Annotated in this window: 20 protein-coding genes; 8 read left to right on the top strand and 12 right to left on the bottom strand. The window is 60.6% G+C overall.

Annotated elements, in window-relative coordinates; genetic code table 11:
- Positions 1-29: 29 nt before the first annotated feature.
- Positions 30-1,304 (bottom strand): hypothetical protein, encoded by a 1,275-nt coding sequence (locus AO268_RS02360; RefSeq protein ID WP_141562769.1) that lies wholly within the window; start codon positions 1,302-1,304, stop codon positions 30-32.
- A gap of 167 nt (positions 1,305-1,471) precedes the next feature.
- Positions 1,472-3,373, bottom strand: coding sequence for a potassium transporter Kup (locus AO268_RS02355; RefSeq protein WP_076961832.1), 1,902 nt, complete (start codon positions 3,371-3,373; stop codon positions 1,472-1,474).
- Positions 3,374-3,683: 310 nt separating this feature from the next.
- Between AO268_RS02355 and rimO the strand changes: the two genes are divergently transcribed.
- The 5 genes from rimO (at position 3,684) to tsaA (ending at position 7,710) form a co-directional block, all read left to right on the top strand.
- Positions 3,684-5,024: a 30S ribosomal protein S12 methylthiotransferase RimO gene (gene rimO / locus AO268_RS02345; RefSeq protein WP_076961824.1), complete on the top strand. Its 1,341-nt coding sequence runs from the start codon at positions 3,684-3,686 to the stop codon at positions 5,022-5,024.
- Between the two features lie 103 nt (positions 5,025-5,127).
- Positions 5,128-5,598 carry a GNAT family N-acetyltransferase gene (locus AO268_RS02340; RefSeq protein ID WP_099167801.1) on the top strand — a complete coding sequence of 157 codons (471 nt, stop codon included), beginning with the start codon at positions 5,128-5,130 and terminating at the stop codon, positions 5,596-5,598.
- Positions 5,599-5,772: 174 nt separating this feature from the next.
- Positions 5,773-6,483, top strand: coding sequence for an rRNA pseudouridine synthase (locus AO268_RS02335; protein ID WP_076961822.1), 711 nt, complete (start codon positions 5,773-5,775; stop codon positions 6,481-6,483).
- A gap of 66 nt (positions 6,484-6,549) precedes the next feature.
- Positions 6,550-7,011 carry a DUF1456 family protein gene (locus AO268_RS02330; RefSeq protein WP_076961821.1) on the top strand — a complete coding sequence of 154 codons (462 nt, stop codon included), beginning with the start codon at positions 6,550-6,552 and terminating at the stop codon, positions 7,009-7,011.
- Positions 7,012-7,014: 3 nt separating this feature from the next.
- Complete coding sequence (gene tsaA, locus AO268_RS02325) at positions 7,015-7,710, top strand: tRNA (N6-threonylcarbamoyladenosine(37)-N6)-methyltransferase TrmO (RefSeq protein ID WP_099167800.1); 696 nt, start codon at positions 7,015-7,017, stop codon at positions 7,708-7,710.
- 147 nt (positions 7,711-7,857) lie between these two features.
- On the opposite strand, the gene fpr is transcribed toward tsaA, so the two are convergent.
- Positions 7,858-8,637: a ferredoxin-NADP reductase gene (gene fpr, locus AO268_RS02320; protein ID WP_003172178.1), complete on the bottom strand. Its 780-nt coding sequence runs from the start codon at positions 8,635-8,637 to the stop codon at positions 7,858-7,860.
- 125 nt (positions 8,638-8,762) lie between these two features.
- Here fpr and AO268_RS02315 point away from each other — a divergent pair, with 125 nt between their 5' ends.
- Positions 8,763-9,689 carry a LysR family transcriptional regulator gene (locus AO268_RS02315; protein ID WP_176561329.1) on the top strand — a complete coding sequence of 309 codons (927 nt, stop codon included), beginning with the start codon at positions 8,763-8,765 and terminating at the stop codon, positions 9,687-9,689.
- Here AO268_RS02315 and AO268_RS02310 read toward each other — a convergent pair.
- The 3 genes from AO268_RS02310 to AO268_RS02300 form a co-directional block, all read right to left on the bottom strand.
- Positions 9,686-10,048 (bottom strand): diacylglycerol kinase, encoded by a 363-nt coding sequence (locus tag AO268_RS02310; protein WP_099167798.1) that lies wholly within the window; start codon positions 10,046-10,048, stop codon positions 9,686-9,688. The two genes, AO268_RS02315 and AO268_RS02310, sit on opposite strands and share 4 nt — an antisense overlap.
- Positions 10,049-10,122: 74 nt before the next feature.
- Entirely contained in the window at positions 10,123-10,773 is a 651-nt protein-coding gene (gene erdR, locus AO268_RS02305) for a response regulator transcription factor ErdR (RefSeq protein ID WP_076961819.1), read from the bottom strand.
- A gap of 162 nt (positions 10,774-10,935) precedes the next feature.
- Positions 10,936-11,646, bottom strand: coding sequence for a tRNA-uridine aminocarboxypropyltransferase (locus AO268_RS02300; RefSeq protein ID WP_099167797.1), 711 nt, complete (start codon positions 11,644-11,646; stop codon positions 10,936-10,938).
- Positions 11,647-11,840: 194 nt separating this feature from the next.
- Between AO268_RS02300 and AO268_RS02295 the strand changes: the two genes are divergently transcribed.
- Complete coding sequence (locus tag AO268_RS02295; RefSeq protein ID WP_076961817.1) at positions 11,841-12,275, top strand: PA3611 family quorum-sensing-regulated virulence factor; 435 nt, start codon at positions 11,841-11,843, stop codon at positions 12,273-12,275.
- Between the two features lie 262 nt (positions 12,276-12,537).
- On the top strand, positions 12,538-13,632 hold the full coding sequence (locus AO268_RS02290; protein ID WP_099167796.1) for a TIGR00730 family Rossman fold protein: 1,095 nt from the start codon (positions 12,538-12,540) through the stop codon (positions 13,630-13,632).
- Between the two features lie 195 nt (positions 13,633-13,827).
- Here AO268_RS02290 and recX read toward each other — a convergent pair whose 3' ends face one another.
- From recX to AO268_RS02260, 6 genes are all read right to left on the bottom strand, one after another.
- Positions 13,828-14,295 carry a recombination regulator RecX gene (gene recX / locus AO268_RS02285; protein ID WP_099167795.1) on the bottom strand — a complete coding sequence of 156 codons (468 nt, stop codon included), beginning with the start codon at positions 14,293-14,295 and terminating at the stop codon, positions 13,828-13,830.
- An 8-nt stretch (positions 14,296-14,303) separates the two neighbouring features.
- Positions 14,304-15,362, bottom strand: coding sequence for a recombinase RecA (gene recA, locus AO268_RS02280; protein ID WP_076961814.1), 1,059 nt, complete (start codon positions 15,360-15,362; stop codon positions 14,304-14,306).
- Between the two features lie 83 nt (positions 15,363-15,445).
- On the bottom strand, positions 15,446-15,946 hold the full coding sequence (locus tag AO268_RS02275) for a CinA family protein (protein WP_099167794.1): 501 nt from the start codon (positions 15,944-15,946) through the stop codon (positions 15,446-15,448).
- A gap of 81 nt (positions 15,947-16,027) precedes the next feature.
- Positions 16,028-16,492, bottom strand: coding sequence for a lysis system i-spanin subunit Rz (locus tag AO268_RS02270; protein ID WP_099167849.1), 465 nt, complete (start codon positions 16,490-16,492; stop codon positions 16,028-16,030).
- Positions 16,493-16,521: 29 nt separating this feature from the next.
- The gene (locus tag AO268_RS02265) at positions 16,522-17,070 is read right to left on the bottom strand and encodes a glycoside hydrolase family 19 protein (protein WP_099167850.1); all 549 of its coding nucleotides are present in this window, start codon (positions 17,068-17,070) and stop codon (positions 16,522-16,524) included.
- Between the two features lie 20 nt (positions 17,071-17,090).
- Complete coding sequence (locus tag AO268_RS02260) at positions 17,091-18,101, bottom strand: contractile injection system protein, VgrG/Pvc8 family (RefSeq protein WP_076961811.1); 1,011 nt, start codon at positions 18,099-18,101, stop codon at positions 17,091-17,093.
- Positions 18,102-18,106 lie beyond the last annotated feature (5 nt).

The raw sequence follows: 18,106 nt of genomic DNA, 5'->3' as shown, positions 1-18,106 counted from the left end.
CACCGGCAACGGGGGCTTTTTTGCAGGCCTCAGCGCACCGCTGCCGACGGCCCGGCAAGATCCCACACATCATCCTGCGCGTGACTGGCCTCCCAGGCTCGCACCTTGCGCCGCGCCTCATCAAACAGGCGCACATAGTTGCCATGGCTGATTTTTTCCGCGACCTGCGGCGGCAGTCGACTGAACAGTGGCCGAATCAGCTCGGGAAGCGCCAGGTACTGTTCGACCGTGAGGCGCTGGCCAGGCACCACCTTATCCGGCAGTTCCAGTGTGTTTTTGCTGAACATCACCGTATCGGAGCCCCATAACACCCGACTGCTGTATTGATTGAAAAAACCGATCCACTCATTGACCGGCGGCATGCCAGGCCCCGGGTGGATGATGCTCTCCTGGACCAGATCCCAGGAAATATCCACCACCCATGCCGGGCAGCTGTCCAGGATGCGGGCAACGGTCTTCAAGTGGCTGGACGTCGGCTTTACATAACGGCCCAGCCCGGTGTGCGCCCAGATCACCGAGGCCTGGGGCGCGGTGCTGCACAAATGCTTGAGAGCCGCCTCGTAGGTCCTGTCAGGGTAAATCGCTTCCACAGTGCCGTCGTAGTTGACTTCGGTCTGGTACAAGTCGTTGTGCAGCGTCACCACCAGGCCGGTCTCTTCGGCCACCTTCAGCAGGTCGGCCAGGGACTGCGCATACAGCGACATCGTGCCTTTCTTATCGAGGTCGGGGGGCAGCGGCACGGTGGCTGTGCTGCGGATGGTCTCGCCGGCGATCTTGCGTGACACCAGCTCCTTATGCACCGTGAACTCCCCAATACCGGCAAACGCCCCCGGGAAGGTCAGCAGCACCCGCTTGATGTGCTGGGCCCCATAGCGATCCATGGGGTTGAAGCCGGTAATCATAAGGTCCAGCCGACCCTGCTCCGCCGGGGACAGCTGCAGGTACTCCCTGGCATACATCGCGTCCGCGAAGGCGTAGTAGTACAAGTCCGCCCTGGGACCGATGTAGTAATTGGCGCCATACAAACGGCCGGAAGGGTCCGTCACCTGATAATTTTCAAAACTGTCCCAGCGCTGCTGCAACGGCAGCGGCATCACCACCGAACGGACCACGCTGGCCGATAAATAATCCGACAACAATGACTTCAGTGAAATGCCCTGATAGGCGTAGTTGGAAGGATGGAAGTGTGAGTCGGCGAACTGCAGTGCCTGGGGGACGACAGGCGGTGTCTCCATGGTGCTGGACGAACAACCTACGACTAAAAGCGTGATGCCTGACAGCAATCCTGAGAGTGCGCGTTTCATCTTTGGTTTTCCCTAACAGTGGATCCTCATGGGCCAGACGACAAACTTGGATAAAAAGACGTTAGCACACCCCCGGGCTTTAAAAGGCAATGAGTCCGCCACAGATCGGCAGGCCAAAAAAAACCGCGATGGCATACAGCCCATCGCGGTTTTATGTTTAACAGGGCCTACATTTCTACCTGGGTCCCCAGCTCAATCACCCGGTTCACCGGCAGCTTGAAGAAACGCAGGTTGCCGTTGGCATTCTTGAGCATGAAAGCAAACAGCCCTTCGCGCCAGCGCGCCATGCCTTCGAGCTTGGAGGCGATGACCGTCTCGCGGCTGAGGAAGTAGGTGGTGCGCATGGGGCTGAAGTCCAGGTCGTCCAAATGGCACAGCTTCAGCGCCTCGGGCACGTCTGGCTCATCGGTAAAGCCGAAGTGCAGGATCACCCGGAAGAAGCCGTCGCCATAGGAGTCCACCTCGAAGCGGCGCTGGGCCGGCACGCGCGGGATGTCTTCATAGACCACCGTCAGCAGCACCACCTGCTCGTGCAGCACCTGGTTATGCAACAGGTTATGCAGCAAGGCGTGGGGCACCGCATCCGGGCGGGCAGTCAGGAACACCGCCGTGCCCTGCACGCGATGGGGCGGCTGCACGCGGATGCTGCCGATAAAGATCGGCAGCGGCAACCCGCCCTCGTCCAGGCGCTCGACCAGCAATTGCTTGCCACGCTTCCAGGTGGTCATCAGCACAAACAGCACGATCCCCGCCAATACCGGGAACGCACCGCCCTGCACCACCTTCGGCACGTTGGCCGCAAAGAACAGGCCATCCACCAGTAAAAAGCCCAGCAACACCGGCACAGCCAGGACCGGCGGCCATTTCCACAGCAACAGCATCACGGCGGAGACAAGGATGGTGGTCATCAGCATGGTCCCGGTCACCGCCACCCCGTAAGCCGAGGCCAGGGCGCCCGAGGACTCGAAGCCCAGCACCAGCAGGATCACGCCGACCATCAGCGACCAGTTCACCGCGCCAATATAGATCTGGCCCTGCTCGGCGCTGGAGGTGTGCTGGATATGCATGCGCGGGATGTAGCCGAGCTGGATCGCCTGGCGCGTCAACGAGAACGCACCGGAAATCACCGCCTGGGAAGCAATCACCGTGGCCAGGGTGGACAAGCCCACCAGGGGCAGCAGCGCCCAGCTTGGCGCCAGCAGATAGAACGGGTTGCGCGCGGCCTCGGGGTCGCCCAGCAGTATCGCACCCTGGCCGAAATAGTTGAGCACCAGGGCCGGCAGCACCAGGATAAACCAGGCGCGGGCAATGGGTTTGCGGCCGAAATGCCCCATGTCGGCATACAACGCCTCGGCCCCGGTCAAGGCCAGCACCACGGCGCCGAGGATCGCCACGCCGATGCCCGGATGGACCATGAAGAAGCGCACGCCCCACACCGGGTTCATCGCATTAAGCACTTCGGGGTGCTGGACGATGCCATAGATACCCAGGCCGCCCAGCACTAAAAACCAGGTGACCATCACCGGCCCGAACAGCTTGCCGATGCGATCGGTGCCATGCTTCTGGATCAGGAACAAAGCCACCAGCACCACCAGCGACACAGGCACAACCCAATGCTCCAGGCCGTCGAACGCCAACTCCAGGCCCTCGATGGCCGACAACACGGAAATCGCCGGGGTGATCATGCTGTCGCCATAGAACAGCGCCGCGCCACACAGCCCGCACACCACCAGGAAACTGCGCAGCCGCGGGTGATTGCCTGCCGCCCGTCGGGCCAGCGCCGTCAGGGCCATGATGCCGCCCTCGCCCTGGTTGTCGGCGCGCAGCACAAACAGCATGTACTTGATGGACACCACCCAGATCAGCGACCAGAAAATCAGCGCCAGAATCCCCAGCACCCCGTCATGATTGACCTGCACCCCGTAGCTGCCGGAAAACACCTCTTTAAGGGTGTAGAGCGGGCTGGTGCCGATATCGCCGTAGACCACCCCGACTGCCGCCACCAACATGCCGATTGGCTTTGCGCTGGAATGCCCTGCACTTGCCGCCTGACTATTTGCCTGACCCATCAACCACTCCTGCCCTTTTGACCTGAGGTCTTATATAAACCGCACAGCTATACACTTAAGCCCGACGCTAAGCTATACACAGCATGTGCCGCTGTACTTTTAGTAACAGATTATTTGTTGACTGCTGACTTAGCCCCAGTGCAACTGGCGCGAAGCATAGCGCAGCACTCGTCGTATTTCCCTGCATAAAGCTGGTCAAGCGCGTTTCCCGTCGCTAGAATTGCGCACTTTTTGATCAGAGGCATATCAAGTGCCCATCCGCTGCCCTGTCGTGCCCGACTGGCGGCGTCATTCAATACCGAGGTTAGACATGTCCACCACCATCGCAAAAGCCAACCCCAAGGTTGGCTTTGTTTCCCTGGGTTGCCCGAAGGCTCTGGTCGACTCCGAGCGCATCCTCACGCAACTGCGCATGGAAGGCTACGACGTCGTGTCCACCTACCAGGACGCCGACGTGGTGGTGGTCAACACCTGCGGCTTTATTGACTCGGCCAAGGCAGAGTCCCTGGAAGTGATCGGCGAAGCCATCAAGGAAAACGGCAAGGTCATCGTCACCGGCTGCATGGGTGTGGAAGAAGGCAATATCCGCAACGTGCACCCCAGCGTGCTGGCCGTGACCGGTCCGCAGCAGTACGAGCAGGTAGTCAACGCCGTGCACGACGTGGTGCCGCCGCGCCAGGACCACAACCCGCTGATCGACCTGGTGCCACCCCAGGGCATCAAGCTGACCCCGCGCCACTATGCGTACCTGAAGATTTCCGAAGGCTGCAACCACAGCTGCAGCTTCTGCATCATCCCGTCGATGCGCGGCAAGCTGGTCAGCCGCCCGGTGGGCGATGTACTGGACGAGGCCCAGCGCCTGGTCAAGTCCGGCGTCAAAGAGCTGCTGGTGATCTCCCAGGACACCAGCGCCTACGGTGTCGACGTGAAATACCGCACCGGCTTCTGGAACGGCGCGCCGGTGAAAACCCGCATGACCGAACTGTGCGAAGCCTTGAGCAGCCTGGGGGTGTGGGTGCGCCTGCACTACGTGTACCCGTACCCGCACGTTGACGAGCTGATCCCCTTGATGGCCGCCGGCAAGATCCTGCCGTACCTGGACATCCCGTTCCAACACGCCAGCCCCAAAGTGCTCAAGGCCATGAAACGCCCAGCCTTTGAAGACAAGACCCTGGCACGCATCAAGAACTGGCGCCAGATCTGCCCCGAGCTGATCATCCGCTCGACCTTTATCGTCGGCTTCCCCGGCGAAACCGAAGAAGACTTCCAGTACCTGCTGGACTGGCTGACCGAAGCCCAGCTGGACCGCGTCGGCTGCTTCCAGTACTCGCCGGTGGAAGGTGCCCCGGCCAACCTGCTGGACCTGGCAGTGGTGCCGGATGACGTCAAGCAGGACCGTTGGGAGCGCTTCATGGCCCATCAACAGGCCATCAGCTCGGCCCGCCTGCAACTGCGCATCGGCAAGGAAATCGAAGTGCTGATCGACGAAGTGGACGAGCAAGGCGCGGTCGGCCGCTGCTTCTTCGACGCACCGGAAATCGACGGTAATGTATTTATCGACGATGCCAGCGGGCTCAAGCCTGGCGACAAGGTCTGGTGCACGGTCACCGACGCCGACGAGTACGACCTCTGGGCGCAAAAACGCGACTAAGCTGTAAAAAATTGAAAAAGCCCTGCTTCTGGACAAGATGCGGGGCTTTTTTAGGTCTATCGTTTGCCCCATCACCGCCAACAAGCAGCAAGGAGCAGCGGGCATGGGCCAGCACTCGGTTATCCACACCCCGAAAACCAGCGACTACCCGGAGCTGGCCCGGATCTGGGAGGCATCGGTGCGGGCCACCCATGACTTCTTGCCGGAAAGTTACATCCAGCGCCTGGGACACCTGGTGCTGACGCGCTACCTCGACGCGGTGATGCTGATCTGTACCAAGGACGCGCGCCAACGGATCACCGGGTTTGCCGGCGTCGCGGCAGGCAAGGTAGAGATGCTGTTCATCGACCCGCAACACCGGGGCCAGGGCCTGGGGCGGCAATTGCTGCACTATGCGGTTGCGTCGATGAATGCCGATGAACTGGACGTCAACGAACAAAACCCCCAGGCCCTGGGCTTCTACCTCAAGCAGGGTTTTGAAGTGATCGGGCGTACCGAGCATGACGGTATGGGGCAGCCCTACCCTTTGCTGCATATGCGTTTGCGCCAGGTCCAGCAAACACGCAGCGGCTGACCCTGTAGACGCTGGCTTGCCTGCGATACTGGCAACTTGGCGCATCAGCTATGCCGAGGTGATGCCATCGCAGGCAAGCCTGCTCCCACAAAAAGCCCCGGCACTGAAATGGGGCCGGGATTAACCGGCTCCAGGCAGGTACAATAGCGGCCCCCTTTTGTTACGGCCCTTGTCATGACTGACCCCATACGCCTCTCCAAACGCCTTATCGAACTGGTCGGTTGCTCCCGTCGGGAGGCCGAGCTGTTCATCGAAGGCGGCTGGGTCTCGGTGGATGGCGAAGTGATCGATGAGCCGCAGTTCAAGGTCACGACACAAAAAGTCGAACTTGATCCCGAGGCCAAGGCCACGGCTCCAGAGCCTGTGACTATCCTGTTTCATGCGCCGGCCGGCGTGGATGTCGACAGCGCGATGCAGTCCCTGAGCGCCGAGACCCTGTCCGAAGAACACCGCTTCAGCAAGCGCCCGCTCAAAGGCCACTTCCTGCGCCTGACCGCCAGCGCCGACCTGCAAGCCAAGGCCAGCGGCCTGTTGGTGTTTACCCAGGACTGGAAGATCCTGCGCAAGCTGACGGCCGACGCCGCCAAGATCGAGCAGGAATATGTGGTTGAAGTCGCAGGCGACGTGGCAGAGCACGGCCTGAACCGTCTCGCCCACGGTCTGATGTACAAAGGCAAGGAATTGCCTGCGGTCAAAGCCAGCTGGCAGAACGAGAACCGTCTGCGCTTTGCCCTGAAAAACCCGCAGCCCGGCGTCATCGCCCTGTTCTGCGAAGCCATTGGCTTGAAAGTTGTCGCCATTCGTCGCATCCGCATTGGCGGCGTGTCCATCGGCAAGGTGCCGGTCGGCCAATGGCGCTATATGTCCGGCAAAGAAAAGTTCTAAGCCGCCCTATCTCTCGACATCGCCCGCCCGGGCGATGTCTACAGTCGAAGACCAGGATTGCCCACCATGATTCACAACGACGTACTGCGCAGCGTGCGCTACATGCTCGACATCAGCGACAACAAGATGGTCGAGATCACCAAGCTCGGCGGCATGGACGTGACCAAGGAAGACCTGCTGACGTACCTCAAGAAAGATGAGGAAGAAGGCTTTGTGTTCTGCCCGGACGAGGTCATGGCGCATTTCCTCGATGGCCTGGTGATCTTCAAGCGCGGCAAGGACGAAAGCCGTCCACCGCAGCCGATCGAAACCCCGGTGACCAACAACATCATCCTCAAGAAGCTGCGCGTGGCCTTCGAGCTCAAGGAAGACGACATGCACGCCATCCTCAAGGCCGCCGAGTTCCCGGTATCCAAGCCTGAGTTGAGCGCGCTGTTCCGCAAGTTCGGCCACACCAACTACCGCACATGTGGCGACCAGTTGCTGCGCAATTTTCTCAAGGGCCTGACGCTGCGGGTTCGCGCGTAAGCCATGAGTTACAACGTCGCGCCCGTGGGCTTCGTACGCTCCTGCTTCAAGGAGAAGTTCGCCATCCCACGCCAGCCGCAACTGGCACCTGCCGCCCGGGGTGTGCTGGAACTGGTGGCGCCGTTCGACCAGGGTGAGGCCGTGCAGGGCCTGGAGCAGGTCAGCCATATATGGCTGCTGTTCCTGTTTCATCAGGCCCTGGAAGACAAGCCACGCCTGAAAGTGCGCCCGCCGCGCCTGGGCGGCAATACGTCCATGGGCGTATTCGCCACCCGCGCGACCCATCGCCCCAATGGCATTGGCCAGTCAGTGGTAAAGCTGGACAAGGTAGAACCGGGCCGGCTGTGGATTTCCGGGATCGATCTGCTCGATGGCACGCCGGTCTTGGATATCAAACCGTATGTGCCTTATGCCGATATCATCGACACGGCCACCAACAGCATCGCAAGCAGCGCGCCGCCGCTGATTCCCGTGCAATGGCTCAAGACCGCCCTGCACCAGGCCCACACCCACGCCCAGCGCCTGGGCGAGCCGCTGGTGGAGCTGATTGAGCAATGCCTGGCGCAGGATCCACGGCCGGCGTATCAGACGCCTGGGCCGGAGCGCGAATATGGTGTGCGGTTCTGGGATGTGGATGTGCGTTGGCACTATCCCGAGGCTGGGGTGATTTGTGTGCTTGAAGTGGTTGCGGCTGGCTAAACCGGAAACCAAATGTGGGAGGGGGCTTGTGTGGGAGCTGGCTTGCCTACGATGGCATCACCGTGATGTAGCTGATACACCGCGGTGCCTGTATCGCAGGCAAGCCAGCTCCCACACAAGCAGGCCCCCACATTTTTAGAGTCGTGCTTACTTCTCGACGAAGGCACGCTCGATCAGATAATCACCCGGCTCACGCATGCGTGGCGAAACCTTCAGGCCGAAGCTGTTCAGCACTTCGCTGGTCTCGTCGAGCATGCTTGGGCTGCCACACAGCATGGCGCGGTCGTCTTCAGGATTGATCGGCGGCAGGCCGATATCGCTGAACAGTTTGCCACTGCGCATCAGGTCGGTGAGGCGGCCTTCGTTTTCAAACGGCTCGCGGGTCACGGTTGGGTAGTAGATCAACTTTTCACGCAGCGCCTCGCCGAAAAACTCGTTCTGCGGCAGGTGCTCGGTGATGAACTCGCGATACGCGACTTCGTTGACGTAACGCACGCCGTGGCACAGGATCACTTTTTCAAAGCGCTCGTAGGTTTCCGGGTCCTGGATCACGCTCATGAAGGGGGCGAGGCCAGTGCCCGTGCTAAGCAGGTACAGGTGCTTGCCTGGCTTCAAATCGTCGAGCACCAGGGTGCCCGTCGGTTTTTTGCTGATGATGATCTCGTCGCCTTCCTTCAAATGCTGCAATTGGGAAGTCAGCGGGCCATCCGGGACCTTGATGCTGAAGAACTCCAGATGCTCTTCCCAGTTCGGGCTGGCAATGGAGTAAGCGCGCATGAGCGGGCGGCCGTTGGGCTGTTGCAGGCCGATCATCACGAACTGACCGTTCTCGAAGCGCAGGCCCGGGTCGCGGGTGCACTTGAAGCTGAACAGAGTGTCGTTCCAGTGATGAACACTGAGGACACGCTCGTGGTTCATGTTGCTCATGTACGGGGAACTCCTGGAAATGGGTCTACGCCAAAATGATAGGTGCGCAATTGCACAGTATTCTAATGGCGGCGACAATATCTGTTAACTGGATTATTAAGATAAGGGTTATCGGTTATATCGATATGCGATTTACTCTCCGTCAACTGCAAGTCTTCGTCGCCGTCGCCCAGCAGGAAAGTGTGTCACGCGCTGCTGGCCTTCTGGCCTTATCTCAATCCGCCGCCAGCACCTCGATCACCGAGCTGGAGCGCCAATCCAGCTGCCAATTGTTCGACCGCGCCGGTAAACGCCTGAGCCTCAACGCCCTCGGTCATCAGTTGCTGCCCCAGGCGGTGGCGCTGCTGGACCAGGCCAAGGAAATCGAAGACCTGCTCAACGGCAAGTCCGGCTTCGGTTCCCTGGCAGTCGGCGCGACCCTGACCATCGGCAATTACCTGGCCACGCTGCTGATCGGCAGTTTCATGCAGCAGCATCCCGAGAGCCAGGTGAAGCTGCATGTACAGAACACTGCGCATATCGTGCATCAGGTTGCGCATTACGAAATTGATCTGGGTCTAATCGAAGGTGACTGCAGCCACCCAGATATCGAAGTACAAACCTGGGTTGAGGACGAATTGGTGGTGTTCTGCGCGCCGCAGCACCCCCTGGCCCAGCGCGGCCAGGCGACCATGGAGCAGTTGACCCATGAAGCCTGGATCTTGCGGGAACAGGGCTCGGGAACGCGTCTGACCTTTGACCAGGCCATGCGCCATCATCGCAGTGCGTTGAACATCCGCCTGGAGCTGGAGCACACCGAGGCCATCAAGCGCGCAGTGGAGTCGGGGTTGGGGATTGGTTGTATTTCGCGCCTGGCGCTGCGGGATGCGTTCCGACGCGGCAGCCTGGTGCCGGTAGAGACCCCGGACCTGGACCTGGCCCGGCAGTTCTACTTTATCTGGCATAAACAGAAGTACCAGACCTCGGCCATGCGCGAGTTCCTCGAACTGTGCCGCGCCTTTACCGCCGGGGTGCAGCACAGCGACGAGATCGTGTTGCCGAATATCGCCTAGATCAGGATCACGGCCCACACCGCGGTAATCATGGTCAATGCCACGAATTGCGCGGCGCTGCCCATGTCCTTGGCGTTTTTCGACAAGGGGTGGCGGTCCAGGGAAATCCGGTCGATCGCCGCTTCCACGGCCGAGTTGAGCAACTCGACAATCAACGCCAGCAGGCAGACGGCAATCAGCAGTGCGCGCTCTACGCGGCTGACGTTGAGGACGAAGCTCAACGGAATCAGGATCGCGTTGAGCAACACCAACTGGCGAAAAGCCGCCTCGCCGGTGAAAGCCGCCCGCAGGCCATCGAGGGAATAGCCCCCTGCGTTGAAGATACGTTTGATACCGGTTTGACCCTTGAACGGCGACATAGGTAGGCAACTGAGCAAAAAAGATGGGAGGAAGCTAGAACACGCCAAGTCAAAAAAGCGTGAATCGAGCCGACCTATGGGTGGGAAATTGACTCAAGTTGTTGCAAGAGCAGCGCCGCCTGGGTACGGGTGCGCACGCCCAGCTTACGGAAAATCGCGGTAACGTGGGCCTTGATGGTCGCCTCGGACACACTCAACTCATAGGCGATCTGCTTGTTCAGCAAGCCTTCGCAGACCATGGTCAACACGCGAAACTGCTGGGGCGTCAGGCTGGCAAGCCCTGCCTGGGCAGCCTTGGCTTCGGCGGACACGTTGATCTCTTCAAATGCCTGGGGCGGCCATGAGACATCACCGTCCAGCACCGTCCGCACCGCCGCTTGAATCTGCTCCATGGAGCTGGACTTGGGGATAAAGCCACTGGCCCCGAACTCGCGGGAGCGCACCACCACGTCTGCTTCTTCCTGGGCCGACACCATCACCACCGGGATCTGCGGATATTGCCCGCGCAACAGCACCAGGCCGGAAAACCCATAGGCGCCGGGCATATTCAGGTCCAGCAGCACCAGGTCCCAATCGGTCTTGTCCGTCAGGCGGGTTTCCAGTTCAGCGATGCTGCCCACTTCCACCAGGCGTACATCCGGGCCCAGGCCCAGTGTGACCGCCTGGTGCAGTGCGCTGCGGAAAAGCGGGTGGTCATCGGCAATCAGGATTTCGTATGTGGCCATTGGTTAAATGATCCTGTTTTTTATGGGAGCGCCGATGGGTTCGGTGCTCACCAACGTACAAGGTGCCAGCCAGTGGCTGTCACGAACAGTTACGCTTGATGGCATTTTAGCCGGCTCAGGCGTTGCAGTGCCATCATGCAAAGGGCATCTGGCCTCGAACGCCTACAGATAAGGTGCAAGGCGCATATGGACGCTGTCCGTCGGGTCCAGCGCCAACTGGAACTTGGCCGCCAGGTAATGGGTACTGAACACATCCAGGTAGGCATCCAGCACTTCGCTGGCCTGCTGGTCCTCGGCCAGCTCCAGGCACAAGGCGGCCACTTCGGCGGTGCAGAAGTGATCATCGCGCTTGGAGCGGCGCAATTTGTAGCGCGAGAGCTGCTCCGGTTCCAGGCTCAGTACCGGCAGGTGTTCCAGGTAAGGACTCTTGCGGAACATCTTGCGTGCCTCGCTCCAGGTGCCGTCCAGCAGGATAAACAACGGGCGCTTGCCATCCGCCACCTTGACCTCGTTGACCACCCGCTGCGGCGCCACAAACTCGCCAGTGAAGACGATATAGGGCTGCCATTGCGGGTCGGCCAGCAGCGCCAGCAGCTCAGGCTCGACGGCCGTGCGCGCCCAGGGGAAGGCACTGGTGTCGTCGATGACATCGGCTATCAGCCAACCGGTATTGCTCGGTTTCATCGGCTCCACGTCATGCATCAACAGGCACATGGCCGACCTGGCCGCAACTTTTGGGCGCCAGGCACATAGGCAGTATTCGGGGATGACCCGGCACCTGGGGCAACGTTCGGCACGCGAGCCCCGCGCAACAAAGGGGCTGACGGCACGGGCCAGGCGCTGGGTACGCAGGCGGAACACCGCGTGGCTCATAGCGGGTGCCGCTGTGAAGCGATGAAAATCGACACGGACAAAACTCGGGGGCAGGCAAAAGTGCCGGCAGTTTACCAGAGCCGCCCAGCCAATACGCCTGGCCGTCGCGACTACAGGTCACCTATAATCCCGCGCCACTGAACGCACAGCGCAGTGACAGGTCTATGGACCAGTAACCGAATCAGGAGAGTTTCATGCTGCGTCTTATGTTGCGTCTTGCCGCCCCGACCATCGCCCTGGCGCTGGTATTGCCCCTGGGTGCCCAGGCAGCCTCCCTGGTGGAGCTGCAAATGAACAAGAAGCTGCAAAGCGTCGCGGCGGAAAGCAACAAGGACCTGCCCAGGGAGATTGATGAAAAAACCCTGGAAGTGGCCTACACCGTCGAAGGCATGCAACTGATTGACCACCTGAGCGTGATGCCCGACCGTGCCGAGCAAATGCGCGCCAACCCCAAGGCCGTGTATTTCCAGCTGGGACAAAGCGTTTGCCTGAACAAAGGCTATCGCGAATTGATGGCCAAGGGTGCCGTGATGCGCTACGAAATCACCGAAAACAAGACCAACCGCCCAGTGGCGTCGGTCAAGTTTGTCGAGGCTGATTGCCCGGCCCCGGCCAAGAAGAAAAAGTAAGGCCCCTCTCCACGCGCCGTTCGTCAACGGCGCGACAGCCCCCTTCTGCAAAACCTTCATCAACGCCTATTAAGTTATTGCCAGACAAGACTTTAGGGGCTCATGATCGAGCGATCCGGTAACATTTACAGGGCAAAAAAGGTTGCCCTCGCGTGACTTGCAGTGCAAAGGTTTTTAATCACAAGGAACAGACAGAGCCTGTTTCGTCGCCGTCAGCAGCCTGCAATAAGACGCCGGGGCTCTGTAACGAAGGAGAAGCTGAATGCCTGATCAACCGAACGACCTGCCGGTCCGTCCCGACCTCACACAGCAGGTCGAAGCGCAACTCAACCTGATTGCCCCCAGCAGCCCGAATATTGCGCTGTATCGCGACATGATCCTCACCGTGCTGCGCATGGCCCAGGACGACCGCGACCGCTGGAACGCCAAGATCACCTTGAAGGCGATAAATGAGCTGGACCATGCGTTTCGCGTGCTCGAACAGTTCAAGGGCCGGCGCAAGGTCACCGTCTTCGGCTCGGCCCGCACCCCAGTCGAAAGCCCGCTGTATGCCTTGGCCCGGGAAGTGGGCGCGGCCCTGGCCCGCTCAGACCTGATGGTCATCACCGGCGGCGGTGGCGGTATCATGGCCGCCGCCCACGAAGGCGCCGGCCTGGCGCACAGCCTGGGGTTCAATATCACCCTGCCTTTTGAACAGCATGCCAACCCGACCATTGATGGCACGGACAACCTGCTGTCGTTCCACTTCTTCTTTACCCGCAAACTGTTTTTCGTCAAGGAAGCCGATGGGCTGGTGCTGTGCCCAGGCGGCTTCGGCACCCTGGATGAAGCACTGGAAGTCTTGACCCTGATCCAGACCGGCAAGAGCCCGCTGGTGCCAGTGGTGCTGCTGGACGAGCCCGGCGGTGGTTTCTGGCAAGGGGCCCTGGACTTTATCCGCAACCAGCTGGAGGCCAACCGCTACATCTTGCCCACCGACCTCAAGCTCGTGCGCCTGGTACACAGTGCCGAAGAGGCGGTGCATGAAATCAACCAGTTCTATGCCAACTTCCACTCCACCCGCTGGCTGAAGCGTCAGTTTGTGGTACGCATGAACCACCCGCTCAGCGAGCATGCCTTGGCACATATGCAGACGGCGTTCGCTGACCTGCGCCTGAGTGAGGACTTCCAGCAACTGGCCTATGGGGGTGAAGAGCACGATGAAGCACGCTTCAGCCACCTGACGCGACTGGTGTTCAACTTCACCGGGCGCAACCAGGGGCGGCTGCGGGAGCTGGTGGACTACATCAACCTGCCGGAGAACTGGGCCCAAGCCCAGGGTAAAGCACAGCAACGGGTGGCGCCGGAACTGGCGTGATGCCGTAAAACGCAAAAAAGGCCCGCTATTTTCATAGCGGGCCTTTTGTTTTTGGGCTGTTTTTTGTGGGAGTTGTCGAGCCCAGCGGGGCCACGATCGTAGCCTCACAGCGAATACTGTATTGCCAGACCCGCCGCCATCGCAGCCTCGCTGGGGCTCGACAGCCCCCACTTTTGATCGTCATTGGCCTAAGAATCAGTCATCCAATTCTCGACCGCTCAACAAGCGGCTGATCATCTCCATTGAAAACCCGCGATAGCTCAAAAAGCGCCCTTGCTTGGCACGCTCACGGGCATCAATCGGCAGATGGCCGGCAAACTTGCGGCGCCAGGTGTCTTCCAGTTGCGTTTGCCAACTGATACCACACTCACGCAACGCCAGATCAATATCGGCACGTTGCAAGCCTCGCTGGCTCAGCTCCTCACGAATCCGTGCAGGGCCATAGCCCGAGCGCGCTCGATAGGAAACAAAACTTTCGAGATAACGGGCTTCGCAAAGTAGCCCCTCTTCCATCAGGCGGTCGAGGGCTGTTTCGATCATTTCGGGAGGGGCGCCACGCTGACGCAGTTTACGCGTCAGCTCGACACGACCATGCTCGCGTCGTGCGAGCAGGTCCATTGCCGTACGCCGTACGGCAACCAGAGTATCGAGTACAACTGTCATCGTTGGACTCAGATATCGGCGTCGGCTTCTGCCAGGTCATCAACAGGTTCACGGTTGGCCGCAGCCTTGACGTCTGGCGCCGGGGTCAGCAGCTTGTCGCGGATCTGCTTCTCAAGGGTCGCCGCGATATCCGGGTTGTCCTGCAGGAACTTGGCCGAATTGGCCTTGCCCTGACCGATCTTGCTGCCGTTGTAGGCATACCAGGCACCGGACTTCTCGACAAAACCGTGCAGCACGCCCAGGTCGATCATCTCGCCGTTCAGGTAGATACCCTTGCCGTAGAGAATCTGGAACTCGGCTTGACGGAATGGCGGGGCCACTTTGTTCTTCACAACCTTGACGCGGGTTTCGCTACCGACAACCTCGTCACCTTCCTTCACCGCGCCAGTACGACGGATGTCCAGACGGACCGAAGCGTAGAATTTCAGCGCGTTACCACCGGTGGTGGTTTCCGGGCTGCCGAACATCACGCCGATCTTCATGCGGATCTGGTTGATGAAGATCACCAGGCAGTTGGCGTTCTTGATGTTACCGGTGATTTTACGCAGGGCCTGGGACATCAGGCGGGCTTGCAGGCCGACGTGCATGTCGCCCATTTCGCCTTCGATCTCAGCCTTGGGCACCAGGGCTGCCACGGAGTCGACCACGATCACGTCGATGGCGTTGGAGCGCACCAGCATGTCGGTGATTTCCAGCGCCTGCTCGCCGGTGTCCGGCTGCGAAACCAGCAGGTCGTCGACATTGACGCCCAGCTTGCCAGCATATTCAGGATCCAGGGCGTGCTCGGCATCGACGAACGCACAGGTGGCGCCCATTTTTTGTGCCTGGGCAATCACCGACAGGGTCAGGGTGGTTTTACCAGAAGACTCCGGACCGTAGATTTCAACGATACGGCCTTTTGGCAGGCCGCCAATGCCGAGCGCGATGTCCAGACCCAGAGAGCCCGTGGAAATAGCCGGGATCGCCTGACGGTCGTGATCGCCCATACGCATTACGGCACCCTTGCCGAATTGACGTTCGATCTGACCCAGGGCCGCAGCCAAGGCTTTCTTCTTGTTGTCGTCCATTAAAGTCCTCACGTAATCAATAAGGCCTGACGGCCAACACCTGTATAAGTAGACAGTATTGTTCCATAAAGATCGGGGATCGCCTACCCCTGATTTTCTATTTCTGCTGCAGCTCGTCGTAATAGCCCCTCTAGCGCGGCCTTTACCGTTTGTCGGCGGACCTCGTCGCGGTTGCCGGGGAAATGCTGGCGCTCGGCCGTAATGTCATCACCCACGCCCCAGGCCAGCCATACGGTGCCCACCGGTTTGTCTGGCGAGCCGCCATCGGGGCCTGCCACGCCGCTGACCGCCACGGCAAACCGCGCCAGGCTTTGTTCCTGGGCGCCCCGGGCCATGGCCTCGACCACTTCACGGCTCACCGCGCCGACTTTGGGGAACAAGTCTTGCGGCACATTGAGCTGGCGGGTCTTCTGCCGATTGGAATAGGTCACATACCCGGCCTCGAACCAGGCCGAACTCCCGGGAATCCGTGTAATGGCTTCGGCGATGCCGCCACCGGTGCAGGATTCGGCGGTAGTGACGTGGGCATTGAGCGCCTGCAAGCGTCGGCCAAGTTCGGCGGCGAGCTGGGTAATTTCCTTCACGATCGTCTCCAGGAAAGTGCGGGGGTTTGCCTACCCTACAGGAGCCCATCGACCACGCAAGTGACAGAGGGCTTCAACAGATTACCGGGTGATGGCCCGAACATAGGCCTGGCAGGCCCGCAACGCGATCAATCCATGATCGCCGGCATCGGTGATGCCGATAATTCGTTGAGCATGCGCCGGGTCAAGTCGGCCTCGCGGGGCTCCATGAACCACGCTGCCGGTGGCGGCGGATGGCATTGCGTGGCCATTGGCGGGGTCGGCGGTGTCGAGAAGGACTGACAAGCGCACATCAGCAGTGGCCAGCCGGTCGCGCAGAGAAACCTGGTAACGCTGTGCATCGCTCAACTCCCGTGTATGTTGTTGATCGCTGGCGTGAAGCTGTTGCTCCAACGCCCGGCGCCTGTCCTGTTCGGCCCGGTATTGGCCCAGTGCTTCCTGGCTTTGCCGGTTGAGCAGTGCTGAATGCCGTGCGGCCTGGCGTTCAAAGGCCAGGCCATGACGCCAGGCCTGGACCTGCCAGCTGGCTGCCGCCGAGATAGCCATCAGCAGGGCAACCGCCAACAGGCGCCCGCTCAACGGCACAACACCGCCCTCGCCTTTTCCCACAACTGTTGGCGGTGCTCCAGCCCGTTGAGGCCACCATTGATACGGCGGGTGATGGTGGTGAATTGGTCCTGGTCCGCCAACTCATTCAAGCCATTGCTGTGCCAGAACCAGGCGGCGGATTCAGCCGCCCATTGCGGCTGCTCCAGCAGTTCGGGGAAATGCAGCAGGCGCTCATCGCCAAACAGCGCCCGGCTACAGGCCAGGTAATTGCGCCGCCCGGTAATCTGGATCAGGCCACGGCCACGATACTTCTGGCCGTCACCGTCGGCTGCGGGGGTGTTGCCCAGGCGTGCGGCCAGGGTGCCGGTGTCGTATTTGCCCAGGTAGCGCTCACCGCCCAGTTCACGCACGTAACGCAGTTCACCAGACTCGTGACCGACCTGGGCGATAAAGGCCGCCATGCGTTTGGGGGTGGTGATGTTGCGGTGGAGCATGGCGGCGTTCAGCGCCGAAATAAAAACGCCCGCTTGGGCGCGGGCGTTGGGCAGGATCTGTTGCAGTTGCGTAAGTGTCATCATCCTTGATCTCCAACCGTCTAAGACGCCAATCCACTGGCTATGATCGAGCTGCGATACCCGGTCGTCGTGTCGCCTGCGTGGGTCACCTTGTCAATCGACCAGCGCCCCTGCATATAGCCCGGCCAGGTTTCATCCAGCAACAACAGGCCTTCGGCAGACAGCAACGGGTTACCAGGGCAGTCGATGGCGATGCTCAGCCCTTCCCGCCCCACCCGGCGCAACTCGCCCTCGGCCACCGAGCGCGCTTCGGTTTCACTCTGGCAGCGCTGGCGCAAGGTCTTGAACGGCGCAATCCCCACCTCGACCACCCGCTGGCGAGAGGCCGCGGCATCCCACCAACTGACTCGGCAGCCCTGGTATTTGGCCCGTGCGCTGTCATCAACCCGGGCGCTGATAAAGGCCTGCTCGCCGGGGCGGTTGTCATGGGTCACCGACAACCGCACATCCGGCAGTTGCTGGCCCGAGAGCGATTTGACCTGGCCGCTTTGCGCCAGCACATACAGCTCGTTGACCGGCTTGGTCACCGCGTTGTAGCGCCCGGCCAGGCGGGTGATAAAGCCCATGTCGGTCTCGTTGGACTGGTCGATATGCTCAATCGCAATCCCATCCAGTGCCGGCGCCACCCGGGGGGAAAACCCATGCCGCGTGGCCAGTTGACGAAACAGCGCGCCAAGGGTCGTAGGGCCATGGCTGGCGGAGCGGCGCTGGCGGTAGCCGCTCTGGTCGGCCACGCTGAACGGTGCCGCCGTGGCCACAAGCGCCAGGCGCATGGGGAACAGGTATGGCGTGCGCTGGGTAATCACAAACTCGCCTTTTTCCACCAGCCCCGACTCGCGATAACCCACACGCAAACCGATCTTCGCGCCCAGGCTCGGCAGGCCTTCCAGGCCCTCGATATTGATGGTCAGTTCCAGGCGGTCAGACTCGATCCCCGCCGCATCGGTGTGTTTCCACTGCATCAGCCGTGGGTTGATCAGGGCCGCGTTGGCGCCATAGATCTCCACGACCGGGGTAAATCCCATTACCATGCTGC

Origin of the sequence: Pseudomonas sp. ICMP 8385 (genome assembly GCF_002699915.1) — a bacterium.
GTDB lineage: Bacteria > Pseudomonadota > Gammaproteobacteria > Pseudomonadales > Pseudomonadaceae > Aquipseudomonas > Aquipseudomonas gessardii.
This window is presented reverse-complemented; position numbering and strand designations above follow the sequence as displayed.